Below are 17006 nucleotides of genomic sequence, written 5' to 3'. Positions count from 1 at the left end.
TCCGCGTGTCACCCGTTTTCGGTGAACTTGGTGCTTTCACGGGGCGGAAGGACACTGCGGGCCGACCCCCCGGAGGGCACGGAGCCTCGGCTCAGAGGTGGATCTCCTCGGCGTAGACCGCGGGGATCGCGCCGGTGATCGTGTCCACGGTGCCGGCCTCCTCGCGCGCGACATGCTCCACGGCGGCGGCGACCGCCTTGGTGACGCCCTCGTTGAAGACGCTCGGCACGATGTAGGTGGGGTTCAGCTCCTCGGACAGGACGACGTCGGCCAGGGCCTTCGAGGCCGCGAGCAGCATCCGGTCCGAGACGTTCGTCGCGCGCGCGTCGAGCAGGCCGCGGAACACACCGGGGAAGGCCAGCACGTTGTTGATCTGGTTCGCGAAGTCGCTGCGGCCGGTCGCGACGACCTCCGCGTGCTTCGCGGCCTCGGCCGGGTCGATCTCCGGGGTGGGGTTCGCCATCGCGAAGACGATCGAGCGCTCCGCCATGCGCGAGACGTCGTCGGCGGTGAGGATGTTCCCGGCGCTCACGCCGATGAACACGTCGGCCCCGGTGATGGCGTCGCTGAGGGTGCCGGTGAGGTGGCGCGGGTTGGTGACCTCGGCGATCCAGGGCAGGCGGCCCTCGAGGTTCTCCCTGCCCTCGTGGACGATGCCGTCGATGTCGGTGACGACCACGTCGCGGGCGCCCGCGGCGCGCAACAGGCGCAGGATCGCGGTGCCGGCGGCGCCCGCTCCGGAGAGCACGATGCGCACGTCGGCGATGTTCTTGCCGACCACGCGCAGGGCGTTGCGCAGCGCGGCGACCACGACGATCGCCGTGCCGTGCTGGTCGTCGTGGAAGACGGGGATGTCCAGCTCCTGGCGCAGGCGGTCCTCGATCTCGAAGCAGCGCGGGGCCGAGATGTCCTCGAGGTTGATGCCGGCGAACACCGGGGCGATCGCCTTCACGTGGGAGACGATGTCCTCGACGGAGTGGGCGTCCAGGCAGATGGGGAAGGCGTCGATGTCCGCGAAGCGCTTGAAGAGGGCGGCCTTGCCCTCCATGACGGGCATCGCGGCGAGCGGGCCCAGATCGCCCAGGCCCAGGATCGCGGAGCCGTCGGAGACGACGGCGACGGTGTTGCGCTTGATGGTGAGGCTGCGGGCGTCCTCGGGGTGCTCGGCGATGGCCTTCACGACGCGCGCGACGCCCGGGGTGTAGACCATCGAGAGGTCGTCGCGGTGGCGGATCGGGACCTTCGACTCGACGGTGAGCTTGCCGCCCAGGTGCGCGAGGAACGTGCGGTCCGAGACCTTGCCGAGCTCGACCCCCTCGAGGTCCTTGAGGGCCTCGACCACCTCCATGGCGTGGTCGTTGTCCGCGGTGAGGACGGTGAGGTCCGCGCGCATCCGCTCGGGCCCGGAGGCGGAGACATCGAGCGCGGTGACCAGGGCGCGGTGCGCCTCGATGGTCCCGGTGATGTCGCTGACCGCCGCGGAGTGGGCGGCGAACTCGAGACGGATGGTGATGGAGTAGCTGACTGATGGCGCCGGTGACATGCGGCTCATCGTAACGTCGTGGGCCGCCGCTGCGGGACGCCGCGGCGCGGCGCGCCCGGGAGGGATCCCCGCCGTGTCCGAGCGCCCGTACGGGGGCTGCGCGTCCCTCTCAGCCCTCGAAGGACTTCACGTCGTCGGAGTAGCGCTCCCACAGGCTCTTCGCGGCGGAGGCCTGCTCGGCGTAGCGGTCGGGGTAGGCGGACTGCTGGACGGCCTGGGCGGCCTCGCCGAGGTCCCAGTCGTCGTAGTCGGGCGCGACGTCGAGCAGGCCCGGGGCGCTCGAGTGGTCGCCGAGGCCGAGGAACGCGTCGATCGCCTTCTGCTTGTGGCGCACCTCGGCCGCGCTGCCCCATCCCGCGGAGGGGCGCTGCTGGAAGAGGCCGCCGGAGTCGAGGTCGACGGCCGGCTGGTAGTTGTACAGCCACGCCTCGACGATCGCGGTCGCGAGCACGATCTGGGTGCCGTGGGCGCTGATGTCGTGGCCCTTGCAGACGGCGATGATGAAGCGCGCGTTCTCGACCTGCCAGTCGTCCATCGCGTCCAGCGCGAAGCCCTCGCGGGTCTCGGCGCGCGTCATGAACGACTCGGTCCAGTCGTCGGAGTCGGCGTCGGCGGCCATGGCCGGGGCGGCCGTGGCGAGGGCGGTCAGTCCGATGGTCCCGGCGAGGAGCAGGCGGCGGCGGGAGAGGGTCATGCGAGGCACCTTCGAGGTCTGAGGTTCCGGGATCCGGAAGGACGCCGATGACGCTAGCGAGCGCACGAAGCGCTGTGAACAGGGCGTCTGTCCGGTTCGCCCGAGTCGGACCACTGGTCTTTGCGCAGGCATGAACTCCTTGACCCGGGGCCCACGCGCGCCCCGTGACCTCATCGTGACCGGTCGAGCGGGCGTTCAGATGCCGCCCAGCGCCCTCCGGGATCCTCCGCAGTGCGCTCACCACGGCGAACGCAAAAGTTGAGTATGCGATCGGCGGAGGTGGCTGCGAGCACACGGATCAGGGGGCGTGTGTCACGTCCCGCGGCGACGGCTCAGGCCGAGAGCGCCGCGATCGCCGCGCGCAGGCGCTTGTCGGAGACGGTCTCGCGGGTGCCCAGGGTCTGCGCGAACAGGCTCACCCGGTACTCCTCCAGCAGCCACGGGATGCGCATCGCATCCTCCTGGGCGGCGCGGGAGCGGGACAGCTTCGCGCGGGCGCGCTCCCACAGCTGCTCGACGTCGTGGACCTGCCAGGCGAGCTTCGCGTCGCGCGGAGGGTTCTCCTCGAGCTTCTCCAGTCGGATCCCGTCGGCGCGCAGGTACCGCACCAGGTCCCCCAGGTGCTCGACCCCCGTGCGGGAGACGAAGCGCTCCCCCACCAGGCGCGAGGCGTGCTCGCGGATCTCCGTGAGCTGCTGGAGGATCGTCAGCGAGGACACGCGTCCGAGCGACTTCGCGAGCTTCGCGTGGGCGGCGAGGGCCGCGGCGGCGTCGCGCACCGCCTGCGCCGCGACCCGGTCGTGCTCCGAGCGGACCCGCGCGAGCGCCGCGTCGAACTGCTCGCGCGTGCGGACGGCGCCCGCATCGCCCACCAGATGCGCGGTCGCGGCCGCGGAGGCGTCGGCCAGGAGGGCCGCGCTCGAGGGGTACGGGGACTGGGCGACGGCGAGCTTGGTGGGGTTCGGCAGTGCGTTCAGCACGGAGGCGAGGTCCGGGTGCAGCTCGCGGTCCACGAGCGCGATCACGCCCTCGGGGTGCGCGCTCGCCTGCTCCTCGGCGGTCGCGAGGACCTTGAGGTCCACCCGTTCGACCTGCCCGTCGACCCCGCGCACGGCGACCAGCGCCGGGTGCCCGGTCACCTCGAGGCCGCCCACGCGGCTGCGATGCACCTCGGGGACGCCCGCCTCGGGGAAGGCTGCGAGGTCTCGTCGGGCGAGGTCCTCGCCCTGCGTGGTGACGGAGGCGTCCATGCGCGTCTTCAGGCGCTTCTGGAGCGCGCCGAGATCGTCGCCCGCGCCGATCTCCCGGCCCTTCGCGTCGACCACCCGGAAGTGCATGCGCAGATGGGCGGGGATGCGGGCGAGGTCGAACTCCGGCCCGTACAGCTCGAGGTCCTGCGGGAGGCCGGGGAGGGCGACGAGCTCGTCGGCCGCCGCCTCGACGAACGCCTCGCCGGCGTCCGGGTCGTCGTCGTGGAGGGTCGCCGCGACCGCCTTCGCGCGCTCGGGGGCGGGGACCAGGTGGCGGCGCAGGGGCTTGGGCAGGGAGCGGATGAGCTCGGTGACGAGCTCCTCGCGCATGCCGGGGACCAGCCAGTCGAAGCCGCGCGGGGTGACGCGGTTGAGCACCGCGAGCGGGATCGTCGCGGTGACGCCGTCGCTGCCGCGCGCGCCCACGTCCCCGAAGGAGTAGCTGAGCGGGAGCGTGAGATCGCCCTGCACCCAGGTGTCGGGGAAGTCGGCCTGGATCGCGGCGGTGACGGACTCGTCGGCCGCGAGCAGATCGTCCTCGGTGAGCGTGAGCAGGTCGGGGGTGAGGTGCCGCTGCTTCTTCCACCAGGCGTCGAAGTGGCGGCCGGAGACGACGTCGGCGGGGATGCGCGCGTCGTAGAACGCGAACACCTGCTCGTCGCCGATGAGGAGGTCGCGCCGCCGGGTCTTCGCCTCGAGCTCCTCGAGCCGCGCGATGAGCGCCCGGTTGTCGCGGAAGAAGTGGTGGCGGGTCCGCCAGTCGCCCTCGACGAGCGCGTTCTGCAGGAAGATGTCCCGAGCGAGCTCGGGATTCACACGGCCGAAGGGCACCACGTGGTCGGCGACGATCGGCACCCCGTAGAGGGTGACCTTCTCGTGCGCCATCGCGGAGGCCTGCTTGGACGACCAGTAGGGCTCGGAGTGCGAGCGGCGCACCACGTGCGCGCCGATCTCCTCGGCCCAGGCGGCGTCGATCCTCGCGGCCGTGCGCCCCCAGAGCCGGGAGGTCTCCACGAGCTCGGCGACCATGACCAGCTCGGGCCGCTTCCTGGCGAGCGCGGAGCCGGGCCAGAGCGCGAACCGCGCGCCACGGGCGCCGGAGTACTCGCGGCTGCGGTCGTCATAGAGGCCGACGTGGGAGAGGAGGCCCACGAGCAGCGCCTGGTGGATGCGCGCGGGATCGGCCTCGCTCTTGTTGAGGTGGAGATCGGCGTCCTTCGCCATGTCCTTCAGCTGCGAGTGCAGATCCCACCATTCGCGGATGCGCAGGTAGTGGAGGTACTCGCCGCGGACCTCGCGGCGGAAGGCGCTGCCGGAGAGCTCCTTGCGCCGCTCCTGGAGGTGGTTCCAGAGGTTCAGGAGGCCCAGGAAGTCGCTGGTCTCGTCCTCGAAGCGCCTGTGCTTCTCCTTGGCCTGCTGCTCGAAGCCGAGCGGACGCTCGCGCGGGTCCTGGATCGAGAGTCCCGCGACGATCACGAGGACCTCGCGCAGAGCGCCGAGGCGGTCGGCCTCGATGAGCATGCGCGCCATCCGGGGGTCCAGCGGGAAGCGCGCGAGCAGTCGGCCGATGTCCGTCAGGCGCCGTCCGCCCGGCGCCTTCGGGTCGGTCTCGATGGCGCGCAGCTCCTCGAGCAGGCGCACGCCGTCGGTCACGGCGCGCGTGGCCGGGGGCTCCACGAAGGGGAAGGACTCCACGTCCCCGAGCCCGAGGGAGGTCATCAGCAGGACGACGGAGGCGAGGTTGGTGCGCAGGATCTCGGGCTCGGTGAACTCCGGGCGGGTCTCGAAGTCCTCGCGCGAGAAGAGGCGGATCGCGATGCCGGGATGGGTGCGGCCCGAGCGGCCCGAGCGCTGGTTCGCGCTGGCCTGGGAGATCGGCTCGATCGGAAGGCGCTGCACCTTGGTGCGCTGGGAGTAGCGGGAGATGCGGGCCAGGCCCGAGTCGATCACGTAGGTGATGCCGGGGACGGTCAGCGAGGTCTCCGCGACGTTGGTCGACAGGATGATCCGACGATGGGTGCCCGCAGGGCGCGGCGAGAAGATCCGCTGCTGGTCGCTCGCCGAGAGCCGGCCGAACAGGGGCAGCACCTCGGTGGGCAGACGGCCCCGGCCTCCGGAGCCCAGGTGCTGCTCGAGGCTGTCGCGGATCTCGCGGATCTCGCGCTCGCCGGGCAGGAAGACGAGCATGTCGCCGGGTCCCTCGGCGGCGAGCTCGTCGACCGCGTCGATGATCGCCTCGTCGAGGTCGCGCTCGATGGAGTGGATGTCCTCGAGCTCGTCGGCCTCCGAGGCCTCCTCGGCGGCGACATCGGCGTCGATCACGAGCGGCCGGTAGCGGACCTCGACGGGATAGGTGCGCCCGGAGACCTCGAGGACGGGCGCCGGGTGCATCTCGCCGTCGGCCCCGCTGGTGGCGAAGTGCTGGGCGAAGCGCTCGGGGTCGATGGTCGCCGAGGTGATGACGACCTTGAGGTCGGGGCGCTGCGGGAGGATCTGCCGGAGGTAGCCGAGGATGACGTCGATGTTGAGCGACCGCTCGTGGGCCTCGTCGATGATGATCGCGTCGTAGCGGCGCAGCAGACGGTCCGAACCGAGCTCGGCCAGCAGGATGCCGTCGGTCATGAGCTTCAGCCGGGCGCCGCGGGCGACCTCCTTGGTGAAGCGCACCTGGTAGCCGACGGTCCCCTCGCCGAGCTTCTCCCCCAGCTCGGAGGCGATGCGGCTCGCGACGCTGCGCGCGGCGAGCCGTCGCGGCTGCGTGTGGCCGATGACCCTGCCGTTCCCTCCGAAGCCGAGCTCGAGGAGCATCTTGGGGATCTGCGTGGTCTTGCCGGATCCGGTCTCGCCGGCGATGACGACGACCTGGTTCTCCCGGAGCGCCGAGAGGATCTCCTCGCGCTGCTGGGAGACGGGCAGCTCGCCCGGGTAGGTGATCGCGAGCTGCGGTGCCTCGGGGTGGGTCTCGGTGGTGCTCGGGCGCGCGCTCATGATGGGACATGCTAGGCGTTCGGAGGCATCGCGGTCGCCCCGATTCCCGGCGCCCGCCTGCGCGGCCGGGCACCGCCGCCGTCCATCGGCATCCGTGCGCGTTCTCCCGCTGAACGCGCACACCCGCGCAGGGGGCGGATAAGGTGACGGGCGACGGCTCTCGAGGAGGAGACACACGGATGACAGAGACGATGCGCGCCCTGCGCAAGACGGCGCCGGGACCGGGGCTCGAGCTCACCGAGGTGCCCGTCCCCGGGGTCGGCCCCTGGGACGTGCGCATCCGGGTGCTGCGAGCAGGGCTCTGCGGCACCGACCTGCATCTTCTCGCCTGGGACTCCTCCGCCGAGGCCATGTGCGACACGGTCCCCTTCACCCCGGGGCATGAGTTCTACGGGGAGGTCGTCGAGATCGGCGCCGAGGTCCCCGACGTGCGCGTGGGGGACCGCGTCTCCGGCGAGGGCCACGTGGTGTGCGGGGTGTGCCGCAACTGCCGCGCCGGCCGGCGCCAGCTGTGCATCCGCACCCGCAGCGTCGGCGTGCAGCGCGACGGCGCCTTCGCCGAGCAGGTCGTGATCCCCCACCAGAACGTCTGGGTGCACGAGCACGAGGGCCGCGAGGACGTGATCAGCCCCGAGCTCGGCGCCGTGTTCGATCCCTTCGGGAACGCCGTGCACACGGCGTTGAAGTTCCCGCTGGTCGGCGAGGACGTGCTGATCACCGGAGCCGGCCCCATCGGCCTGATGGCCGCCGCCGTCGCCCGCCACGCGGGTGCCCGCTTCGTCGCGATCACGGACGTGCACGAGCACCGGCTGGAGATGGCCCGCGCCGCGGGGGTCGACCTCGCCGTCAACGTCGGCGAGCGAAGGATCACGGACGTGCAGCGCGAGCTCGGCATGAAGGAGGGCTTCGACGTGGGTCTGGAGATCTCCGGGCAGCCCAGCGCCCTGCAGGAGATGATCACCAACATGAACCACGGCGGGAGGATCGCCCTGCTGGGCCTCCCCGCACGGCACTTCGAGCTGGACTGGACCACGGTGATCACCCACATGCTCACCCTGCAGGGCATCTACGGACGCGAGATGTTCGAGACCTGGAACGCGATGAGCGCGATGATCTCCACGAGCCCCGTGCTTCGCGAGCGGATCCGCGCGACCGTCACCGACGTGCTGCCCGCGACCGCATGGGAGCGCGCCTTCGAGATCGCCCGCTCGGGCAGCGGCGGCAAGGTCGTGCTGGACTGGACCGTGTTCGACGGCTCCTGACCCACCGCACTGCGCTTCACCGCTCTCCATCGCATCGCACCGCACCGCACCGATCATCGCCCGCCTGAGGAGGCACCCCTGATGTACGCCGACGTGAAGGGCCAGCTGGCCGCCGAGCTCGAGGAGATCCGCGAGGCGGGCACCTTCAAGAACGAGCGCACGATCTCGACCCCGCAGTCCGCGCACGTCGAGGCCGCGGCCTTCGGCGACGCCCCGGCGGAGGTCCTGAACTTCTGCGCGAACAACTACCTGGGCCTGGCCGACGACCCGCGGCTCATCGAGGCCGCGAAGAGGGCGCTGGACGAGCGCGGCTTCGGCATGGCCTCGGTGCGCTTCATCTGCGGCACCGGGGATCTGCACCTCGAGCTCGAGCAGAAGGTCAGCGAGTTCCTGGGCACCGAGGCGACGATCCTGTTCTCCTCGTGCTTCGACGCCAACGGCGGCGTCTTCGAGTCGCTGTTCGGCGCGGGCGACGCGATCGTCTCCGACGCGCTGAACCATGCCTCCCTCATCGACGGCATCCGGCTGTCCAAGGCCTCCCGCTACCGCTACCGCAACGCCGACATGGACGATCTGCGCGCCCAGCTCGAGGCCACCCGCTCGCAGAACGACGGCGCGCCCGCGCGTCGCACGATCATCGTCACCGACGGCGTGTTCTCGATGGACGGCTACCTCGCACCGCTCGATCGCATCTGCGACCTGGCCGACGAGTACGGCGCTCTCGTCCTGGTCGACGACTCCCACGCCGTCGGCTTCATGGGCGAGACGGGCGCCGGCACCCCCGAGCACTTCGGGGTCGCCGATCGCGTCGACATCTTTACGGGCACCTTCGGCAAGGCGCTCGGCGGTGCGAGCGGCGGCTACGTCTCCGGCCGCGCCGAGATCGTGGACCTGCTGCGCCAGCGGGCCCGTCCCTACCTGTTCTCCAACTCGCTCGCGCCCGCGATCGTCGCCGCGACCCTCACCGCCCTGGACCTCGTCGAGGGCAGCGCGGAACTGCGCGAGAAGCTGTTCGCCAATGCCTCCCTGTTCCGGCGCCGCATGGTCGAGGAGGGCTTCGAGCTGCTGGACGGGGAGCACGCGATCGTCCCCGTGATGTTCGGCGATGCGCGGCGCGCGGCGAAGATCGCCGACGCGATGCTCGCGCAGGGCGTCTACGTCACCGCCTTCTCCTACCCCGTCGTGCCCAAGGACCGTGCGCGCATCCGCGTGCAGCTCTCCGCGGCGCACTCCCCCGAGGACATCGAGACCTGCGTCCAGGCCTTCGTCACCGCACGCGGCGCGACCGAGGTCTGCTGAGCGCATCGAGCATCCGCCGGGCACTGTGCTCGAGGGCGGCGTGAGTGGTCTCCTCCGCGTGCGCGGGATGGGACAGGATCGCCGAGGCATACCGTGCGGCCCACGACCGGGCGCGCAGCACGAGCGCCTCCCGGGCACGCGCATCCGCCTCCCGCGCCCAGGCCGCACGGCGCAGATAGGTCCCGACGGCGCTGCCCGTGGGATCGAGGTGGAAGATCGCCCCGAGATCGCTCGCGGGGTCGCCCGCGCAGGTGTCGCCCCAGTCGATGAGACCGAGCCGGGTCGCGCCATCGCGCGAGGATCCCGCCGTGGGCACCACCAGGTTCCCCGGATGCGGATCGCCGTGCAGCAGCAGGTCGGGGCCGTCCCAGACGTCAGCCTCCAGGCCCTGCTCCCACGCGGCGCGCACCCTCTCCCCCGTCGGCCGGTCCAGGAGTGCCAGCTCCTCGGCGACGGCCGCGCTGCGCCGCTCGAGGGGCACGCCGCGCACGCGCCCGCGGGGATGCGTCGCCGGTGCCGGCCGATGCAGCGCGGCGAGGGCGGTCGCCAGGAGCTCGGCGAGCCGTGGCGCGGTCTCCGGCGCGCTCCTCACGAGCTCCGCGACCACATCGCCCTCGATCCAGGTGAGCAGCGCCGCGGGCCCGCCCGGTGCATCGGCCGGGACCTGCCCCAGCAGACGAGGGCGGGCGAACGGCAGAGACTCCGGCAGCGCATCCGCGTCGCCCAGCAGGGCGATCTCGTGCTCGAGGATCTCGCGCGCGATCTCCCGCTCCGGCACCCGCAGCACCACGCGCGTGCCGTCCTCGAGGGCTCCGACGTGCCACTGGCTGTTGTCCCATCCTCGGCCGAGGACGGTCGGCCGTGCGGTGAGGGAGACCAGGTCGCGCGAAGCGCCCTCCTCGTACCGGATCCGGTCGAGGAGGGCGCTCACGTGCGCGGGGCCCGTCGGCCCGCTGCGAGGTGCTGCCATCGGCCCAGGGTAGATCGGAGCTCGACGCTCGGGCCGGAGCAGGTCAGACGCCGAGCGGCTGCTCGCTGGTCCCGGGCTCCCCGCCCGCGGCGCCCTTCGCGGCCAGCGCCTCGGCCTCGCGCCGCTCTCGCTCGGCCTGACGGGCGGCGTCGCGGGGGTAGCAGAAGTAGAAGCCGCACCAGACCACGGCGTTGATCAGGTACGGGACCACGCAGAACCAGAGGAAGGTGACCTGGAGGTCGCCGAAGACGTCGGCGATGATGCCGATGTTGATCGAGAGGATCGCGGTGATGCCGCCCTGGACGAACGAGAACAGGAAGGCGAAGGCCGAGGCGCCGAGCTTCTTGGGGACCACGGTCGAGACGATCGGCAGCACGCAGCCGGAGAACCCGATCGAGAACACGAGCCCCATCACGAAGGTCGCCGCGTAGATGTACACCCGGTTGGTGGAGTCGATCTGCGTGGCGAGGAAGATCGTGGCGGCGAAGCACACCAGGTAGACCTGCATCAGCATGATCCGGCCCTTGTAGCCGAAGCGCGCGGTCACCAGGTCGCCGAGGAATCCGCCGAGGAAGGCGGAGAACATCGAGCCCAGCGAGAACACGGCCATCACCAGCGCCGCCTCGGGCACGCCCATGCCGCGCACATCGACGAGGAACTGGGTGTAGAAGCTCAGCAGGATCAGCGAGGTGATGAACGGCAGCATGACGACGATCATCCAGATGGTGGGGATCCTGAACAGCTGACCCACGTCGCGCAGGCGGAAGGTCCCGGACTCCGGGTCGTCGGTGACGCTCACGGACTTCACGGCCGGCTTCGGCACCCACAGCAGGATCAGCAGACCCGAGACGATCGAGATGGCGCCCATCGTCCACAGGGCGTAGCGCCATCCCTCGGGATTCGAGCCGAACAGGCCGATCGCCGGGCCGATGAGGATGCCGACGCCGCCGCCGATGCCGCGGACCATGCCGTAGGCCTTGCCGCGCTCGGACTGCTTGAACAGGTCCGGCAGCATGCCGTTGAGCACGGGCTCGGAGGCGACGGTGCCCACGGCGGAGATGGCGAAGAGCACCACGAGCGCGGTGTAGCTGGTGGCGAAGCCGCTCGCCACGGTCCACAGGCCCCACACGCCGGTGACGAGCACGAGCACCCGTTTGCGGCCGAAGCGGTCGGCCGCCATCGCCCAGGTGGGCCCGAAGATCATGCGGGCGAACATCGGGATCGCGCTGAAGATCCCCAGCTGCGTGTAGCCGAGGCCGAAGGCTGCGGCGATCAGCGGGAAGAAGGTCTTGGTCAGGCCGGACTCGGAGTTGTCGACCGCCTGGGAGAACCCGAGGGCGGCGACGGCGCGGGCGCGCTTCGGGGGCTTCGGCGCCTCGGAGCTGGGCGGAGCGAGGGTGGGCAGGCCGGAGCCGTAGTAGGCGTACCCCGCGTGCTTCGTGGTGTCGTTGACGTGAGACATCGGTGTCCCCTTCGGAAGGGCCGCGACGGTGCGGCTCGGACTCGAGACAGCCTGTCGCTGTCGGAGGAGGTCGGTCCGGCCCTGTGCCGCGGTGGTGGCTGCGGGGCCGGTGCTGAGCGCTGAATGTCCCCCGGCCGACGATGCGGACGTGACCGATTGCACGATGTTGCCGACGAGGGGGAACGACATCCCTGGTCAGGCACCGCTGTTGCCACGCGTTGTCGTGGCCACGAGGTCAGCGGGAGTCCGCCGATCCGTCGCGCGTCGGCCTTCGGTCCCGAGGTCGTTCAGCCGAGCCGCCCGCCGAGGCGCTGCACGTAGTGGTCGGAGATCCGGTCGAGCCCGCTGAACTCGACGGTGCGTCCGGCGCGGTGGTACTGCTCGCGCACGCCGTCGAGCGCCGCGACGCTCGAGGCGTCCCACACCGTCGCCCCGCTCAGGTCGACCGTCACGTGCGAGGGGCCCGAGTCGTAGTCGAACTGCTCGACGAGATCATTGCTCGAGGCGAAGAACAGCTGGCCGCGCACGCGATAGCGCCCCGGGTCGCCGGGATCGCGGACCACCTCGGTCATGTGGGCGACGCGCCGCGCGAAGGCCACGGCGGCCGTGATCACCCCGAGGATGACGCCGACGGCGAGGTTGTCCGTCAGCACGGTGCCGAGCACGGTCACCAGCAGCACGAGGGTCTCGCTGCGGGGCATGAGCGGCAGGGTGCGCAGCGAGTGCCAGTCGAAGGTGGTGGCGGCGACCACGAGCATCACCGCGACCAGGGCGGCCATGGGGATGCGGCCGACGGTGTCGCCGAGGGCCACGGACAGGGTGATGAGGAAGGCGCCGGCGAGGAACGAGGAGAGTCGGGTGCGGGCGCCCGCCTGCTTCACGTTGACGATGGTCTGGCCGATCATGGCGCAGCCGCCCATCCCGCCGAACACGCCGGTGATCACGTTCGCCGCGCCCTGGCCGAGGGCCTCGCGCGTGCGGGAGGTGCGGGTGCGGGTGATGTCGTCCACGAGGTTCGCCGTCAGCAGCGATTCCATGAGGCCGACGAGCGCCATCGCGACCCCGTAGGGCGCGATGATCCCCAGGGTGTGCAGGGTCAGCGGCACGTGCGGCAGGCCGGGCACGGGCAGGCTGTGGGGTAGTGCGCCCTGGTCGCCGACCGTCGGGACGTCGGCCCCGAGGCTCACCACCGCGAGGGTGATCAGCAGGATCGTCACGAGCGGGGCCGGGATGCGGCGGGTCAGCCGCGGGAAGAGGGCGATGACGGCGACACCGGCGGCGACCAGCGGGTAGACCAGCCAGGGCACGCCGATCAGCTGCGGGAGCTGGGCGGAGAAGATGAGGATCGCGAGGGCGTCGACGAATCCGACCATCACCGATCGCGGGATGAACCGCATCAGCCTGGCCACGCCGAGGCCGCCCAGCAGCATCTGCAGCATCCCGCCCAGGATCACGGTCGCGATGAGGAAGTCCACGCCGTGGTCGCGGGCCACGGGGAAGATCACCAGTGCGATCGAGCCCGCGGCCCCGGAGACCATGGCGGGCCTCCCGCCGAGCACCGCGGTCGCGCAGGCCATCGTGAACGCCGCGTACAGCCCCATCCGCGGGTCGAGCCCGGCGACGATGGCGAAGCTCAGCGACTCGGGGATCAGCGCGAACGCGGTGACCAGCCCGCCGAGCACCTCGACCGAGAGCAGACGGGGATCGCGCAGGGCGCTCAGCACGGAGGGGGCGCGGTGGTCCGCCTGAGGGGTCGTGGGCATGGGCTCGAGTATCCCGCAGGCGAGGCCGAGAGCACTCGTCGTGGTGACGCGCACCGCGGCGGGCCGACGGGCGAGCCGGGCGAGCAGGGGCGAGCAGCAACGCATGGCAAGGCGTGCGTCGGTGCTGCGGGCCGCGAGTAGCGTCGCGTCCAAGGTTCCCGCGCGACGTCCCGGCGCCGCCGTCACGAAGGAGTGCACGTGTCCGACACACCCCGCCAGCAGGCTGCTCAGGTCCCCCTCGCCTCCCGCGTGAAGCCGATCCTCGAGGTCGACGGTCTGCGCTTCCGCGATCTCGACGGCGACGGCGAGCTCGCGCCCTTCGAGGACTGGCGTCTGCCCGCCGCGGAGCGCGCGGCAGATCTGGTGGCGCGGATGAGCCCCGAGGAGAAGATCGGCCTCATGGTCATCAACTCCCGCTCGATGGGAATCTCCCAGCACGACCCGGAGCTGACCAGCCACGACGGCGCTCTCGACGAGCAGTACCATCCGATCAAGCTGGATCCGCACAACTCGGCCGGGGACCCCTACGAGGGCACCACCGAGCAGATCACGCAGATGCACATGCGCCACTTCATCATGCGCGAGACCCCCACCGGCTCGCGCATCGCGACCTGGGTCAACGCCATGCAGGAGGTCGCCGAGACCACCCGGTTCGGCATCCCCGTGATCGTCGCCGCGAACTCGAAGAACGAGGCCGGCGGGTTCCGGATGGGCGCCACCCCCGAGGACCAGGACTTCACCCAGTGGCCCGGCACGCTGGGCCTCGGTGCGACCCGCGACCCGGAGCTCGTGCGGCGCTTCGCGGAGCTCTCGCGGCAGGAGTGGGCCGCGAGCGGCCTGCGCAAGGGCTACATGTACATGGCCGACACCGTCACCGACCCCCGCTGGTTCCGCTCCTACGGCACCTTCGGCGAGGACCCGGCGTTCAACGCCGCGGCGATCGACGCGGTGGTGCGCGGCTTCCAGGGCGAGGACGGGCTCGGGGCCGACGGGGTCGCCCTGACAACCAAGCACTTCCCCGGCGGCGGCGCCCGCGAGAACGGCTTCGACCCGCACTACGCGGAGGGCCGCTTCAACGTGTACCCGACCCCGGGCTCCCTCGAGGCCTATCACCTGCCGCCCTTCCAGGCGGCGATCGACGCCGGCACCTCGAGCGTCATGCCCTACTACGCGATCCCCTCCGAGGAGAAGTCCGCGACCCCGCAGGGCCGCCTCACGGAGTTCGAGCAGGTCGGCTTCGCCTTCAACACCGAGGTGCTCTCGCTGCTGCGCGCGATGGGCCACACGGGCTACATCAACTCCGACTCCGGCATCCTGAACAAGATGGCCTGGGGCGTCCAGGAACTGTCCGTGCCCGAGCGCGCGGGCGCCGCGATCTCGGCGGGAACCGACATGATCGCCGACACCAACGACGTCCGCTCGATCCGCGAGGCCTTCGTCAAGGGGCTCTTCCCGGCCGAGCGGCTCGACGAGGCCGCCCGGCTGCTGCTCGTGGAGCTGTTCGCCCTGGGACTGTTCGAGAACCCGTACGTCGACCCCGAGCGGGCCGACGAGGTCGTCGCGAACCCGCAGGCCCAGGAGGCGGCCCTCGAGGCGCACCGGCGCTCGGTCGTGCTGCTGAAGAACCCCGCGCGGGCCTCCTCCGAGCCGGACGCGGCGGGGGCGGACGCGACGGGGACGGACGCGACGGGGCCGGAGGCGGAGCACGGGCGCCGCGTCCTGCCCCTGCGTCCCGATGCGCTCGCGGGCAGGCGGGTGTACGTGGAGATGTTCGAGGACGGCATCACCGTGAAGCGCCTGGACGCCCTGCGCGCGGGCATCGCGAGCGAGCACCCCGAGGTCTCCTTCACGACCGACTTCCACGAGGCCGACGTCGCGATCGTGCTGGCCCGCCCGTTCACGGGCGACTACTTCCGCTCGACCGGACTGCTGGACCTCACGATCGACGAGCACTCGGGAGTGGACCTCGCGAAGATCCGGGAGATCCGCGGGAGCGTGGGCACCCTGGTGGTGGGGCTGAACGCGGTGATGGCGTGGCTGCCCGGGACCCTCGAGACCCTCGCCGACGCGTTCGTGTGCGGCTTCGACACCCGGCCCGGGACGCTCGTCGACGCGATCCTGGGCGAGTTCTCCCCCACCGGGCGCCTGCCGCTGACCTTCCCGATCTCCGACGAGGCGATCGCGGTCGATGAGAACGGCATCTGCGCCTCCCCCAACGACGTCCCCGGCTTCGCCAAGGAGCAGCACATGGACGGCCGCCCGTACGTGTACGTCGACTCCGAGGGCGGACGCTGGGTGAGCGGCTTCGGCCTCGAGTACGCCTGAGCGGCGGGGCGCCGCAGTCGGTGACCGGGCGTCCTTGCGGGATGCCGTGCGGGCCTGCTGCGGGGATGTCTGCCGGACCGGCTTCCAGGCCGGGTCGGGTCCCGCATCCGTGTCCACGCCCGACCGCGGGCATTCCAGGGGGCCCTGTCGTCCACGGGCCGGTGGTGAGGAGCCGTGGCGATATTGCCACGGCTCATCACCATCGGCCCGTCCCTGACGGCAACCCCACGACACACGGCCCGCGCCACGGCTCGCGGCGCAAGCAAAAGAAGGCCCCCTCTCCTGCACATCGATGCAGGTGAGGGGGCCTTCTGCGGGTGGAGACGGCGGGAATCGAACCCGCGTCCGATAGTGCTGAGCGAGGGCTTCTCCGGGCGCAGTCCGTGTTGGCGTTTTCTCAGTCCCGACGATCCCACGGACACGTCGTCGACGGACTCAGTCACTCTGAGGTGTTCACCCGACCTCGATGACGAAGGCCGGAAGCAGTGGCTCCTTTGATGATGGAACGATCCGGGTCAGGAGCACCCCCGGGGTTCCAGACTGCTAACGCTGATCAGGCAGCGAGAGCGAAGTCAGTGCGCTTGGGTTCGGCACTTATTGGTTTCCCAGGAGCGTTGACGAGATGACCTGGGATCCTCGGCCCGCTTCCCCTCACTGGACAACTACCGTCGAAACCGATCGTCCCCGAGTGTGGGTCGCGTGAAGACGGCGACCTGGGTCGCCGAGCACTGTTGCCGCTGTTCACGTATCAATCCACAGGCGCGGCGTGCCGCGCTGTCCCTCCAGTGTAGCCAGGTGTCCGCGAGGTGGCCAGCGCATATCGCTCAGCCCACGGCGAACGCCGCGACGCCCTCCCCCGGTCGTACGGTGAGGCGGTGAGCAGCTTCGAGTTCGAGGGGATGACCTTCACGATCGACCCGATGACGCTGCGCGAGAGCGTCGACGCCCCGGGCGCGCTCGCGCGCTGGTGCGCGGCGAATCCGCGGGACCCCCGCACCGTCGCCCACCTGCGGATCCTCGGCCGGCTCGAGGAGGCCGAGGCCCTGGGCCGCGTCCTGCTGGCGGACAGCCCCGCGCATCCGGTCGCGCGCGCCTCCCTGCGCACCCGGTTCGCCCAGGTGCTCCAGTGGCAGGGGCGCTTCGAGACGGCCGACGAGGAGTTCTCGCGCGCCGCGGAGGAGACGGGCCTCTCGGACGATCCGACCGCTCCGAGCTCGATCCTCGCGCTCGCCGCGGTGCTCCAGCACCGTGCGAAGAACCGTTTCGAGCACGCCCTGGTCGCGGAGGCCGGTGAGCGCCCGCGGCTGTCGGCACGCCTCATGGACGCCGCCTTGGAGGACGCACGACGCTCTCTCGCGATCCGCGAGGGCCTGCGGGCGAGCGAGGACCGGATCCTCAGCAGCCGCGAGACCGTCGCGCGCCTGGAGCGCGACGGCGAGGGCTGAGCGGG

The 17006-nt window shown here is 71.4% G+C and carries 10 protein-coding genes and 1 other RNA gene; 4 read left to right on the top strand and 7 right to left on the bottom strand.

Going from position 1 to position 17006, the window contains the following annotated elements; all coding sequences use genetic code 11:
- Window positions 1-91: 91 nt before the first annotated feature.
- The 3 genes from M4486_RS01875 to hrpA all read right to left on the bottom strand — a co-directional run bounded on the left by M4486_RS01875 (window position 92) and on the right by hrpA (window position 6478).
- Window positions 92-1543, bottom strand: a complete 1452-nt coding sequence (locus M4486_RS01875) for an NAD-dependent malic enzyme (RefSeq protein ID WP_249479290.1) — start codon at window positions 1541-1543, stop codon at window positions 92-94.
- Window positions 1544-1652: 109 nt separating this feature from the next.
- Complete coding sequence (locus M4486_RS01870) at window positions 1653-2237, bottom strand: hypothetical protein (RefSeq protein WP_249479289.1); 585 nt, start codon at window positions 2235-2237, stop codon at window positions 1653-1655.
- Window positions 2238-2569: 332 nt separating this feature from the next.
- The gene (gene hrpA / locus M4486_RS01865) at window positions 2570-6478 is read right to left on the bottom strand and encodes an ATP-dependent RNA helicase HrpA (protein WP_429798335.1); all 3909 of its coding nucleotides are present in this window, start codon (window positions 6476-6478) and stop codon (window positions 2570-2572) included.
- A gap of 188 nt (window positions 6479-6666) precedes the next feature.
- On the opposite strand from hrpA, the gene tdh reads away from it, so the two are divergent.
- Together tdh and M4486_RS01855 are read left to right on the top strand one after the other, a co-directional pair.
- A complete protein-coding gene (tdh, locus tag M4486_RS01860; RefSeq protein ID WP_249481049.1) occupies window positions 6667-7737 on the top strand; it encodes an L-threonine 3-dehydrogenase in 1071 nt (356 codons plus the stop codon).
- Window positions 7738-7818: 81 nt separating this feature from the next.
- Window positions 7819-9036 (top strand): glycine C-acetyltransferase, encoded by a 1218-nt coding sequence (locus tag M4486_RS01855; protein ID WP_249479287.1) that lies wholly within the window; start codon window positions 7819-7821, stop codon window positions 9034-9036.
- Here M4486_RS01855 and M4486_RS01850 read toward each other — a convergent pair.
- From M4486_RS01850 to M4486_RS01840, 3 genes are all read right to left on the bottom strand, one after another.
- Complete coding sequence (locus M4486_RS01850; protein ID WP_249479286.1) at window positions 9005-10006, bottom strand: phosphotransferase; 1002 nt, start codon at window positions 10004-10006, stop codon at window positions 9005-9007. The two genes, M4486_RS01855 and M4486_RS01850, sit on opposite strands and share 32 nt — an antisense overlap.
- A 43-nt stretch (window positions 10007-10049) precedes the next feature.
- A complete protein-coding gene (locus M4486_RS01845) occupies window positions 10050-11468 on the bottom strand; it encodes an MFS transporter (RefSeq protein ID WP_249479285.1) in 1419 nt (472 codons plus the stop codon).
- A 287-nt stretch (window positions 11469-11755) separates the two neighbouring features.
- Window positions 11756-13231 carry a SulP family inorganic anion transporter gene (locus M4486_RS01840; protein ID WP_249479284.1) on the bottom strand — a complete coding sequence of 492 codons (1476 nt, stop codon included), beginning with the start codon at window positions 13229-13231 and terminating at the stop codon, window positions 11756-11758.
- 198 nt (window positions 13232-13429) lie between these two features.
- Here M4486_RS01840 and M4486_RS01835 point away from each other — a divergent pair, with 198 nt between their 5' ends.
- Window positions 13430-15556: a glycoside hydrolase family 3 protein gene (locus tag M4486_RS01835; RefSeq protein WP_249479283.1), complete on the top strand. Its 2127-nt coding sequence runs from the start codon at window positions 13430-13432 to the stop codon at window positions 15554-15556.
- A 315-nt stretch (window positions 15557-15871) separates the two neighbouring features.
- On the opposite strand, the gene ssrA is transcribed toward M4486_RS01835, so the two are convergent.
- Window positions 15872-16242: a transfer-messenger RNA gene (gene ssrA, locus M4486_RS01830) on the bottom strand.
- A gap of 189 nt (window positions 16243-16431) precedes the next feature.
- Between ssrA and M4486_RS01825 the strand changes: the two genes are divergently transcribed.
- Entirely contained in the window at window positions 16432-17001 is a 570-nt protein-coding gene (locus M4486_RS01825) for a hypothetical protein (protein ID WP_249479282.1), read from the top strand.
- Window positions 17002-17006 lie beyond the last annotated feature (5 nt).

The organism is Brachybacterium kimchii (assembly GCF_023373525.1).
GTDB classification, from domain to species: domain Bacteria; phylum Actinomycetota; class Actinomycetes; order Actinomycetales; family Dermabacteraceae; genus Brachybacterium; species Brachybacterium kimchii.
Note: the sequence above shows the minus strand (reverse complement) of the source record. Positions and strands in the feature narration are given on the sequence as shown.

What these genes read in the sequence shown, in the direction of transcription:
- M4486_RS01875 (WP_249479290.1), bottom strand. Translation starts at nt 1,543, where the DNA reads ATGTCACCGGCGCCATCAGTCAGCTACTCCATCACCATCCGTCTCGAG.
- M4486_RS01870 (WP_249479289.1), bottom strand. Translation starts at nt 2,237, where the DNA reads ATGACCCTCTCCCGCCGCCGCCTGCTCCTCGCCGGGACCATCGGACTG.
- tdh (WP_249481049.1), top strand. Translation starts at nt 6,667, where the DNA reads ATGCGCGCCCTGCGCAAGACGGCGCCGGGACCGGGGCTCGAGCTCACC.
- M4486_RS01855 (WP_249479287.1), top strand. Translation starts at nt 7,819, where the DNA reads ATGTACGCCGACGTGAAGGGCCAGCTGGCCGCCGAGCTCGAGGAGATC.
- M4486_RS01850 (WP_249479286.1), bottom strand. Translation starts at nt 10,006, where the DNA reads ATGGCAGCACCTCGCAGCGGGCCGACGGGCCCCGCGCACGTGAGCGCC.
- M4486_RS01845 (WP_249479285.1), bottom strand. Translation starts at nt 11,468, where the DNA reads ATGTCTCACGTCAACGACACCACGAAGCACGCGGGGTACGCCTACTAC.
- M4486_RS01840 (WP_249479284.1), bottom strand. Translation starts at nt 13,231, where the DNA reads ATGCCCACGACCCCTCAGGCGGACCACCGCGCCCCCTCCGTGCTGAGC.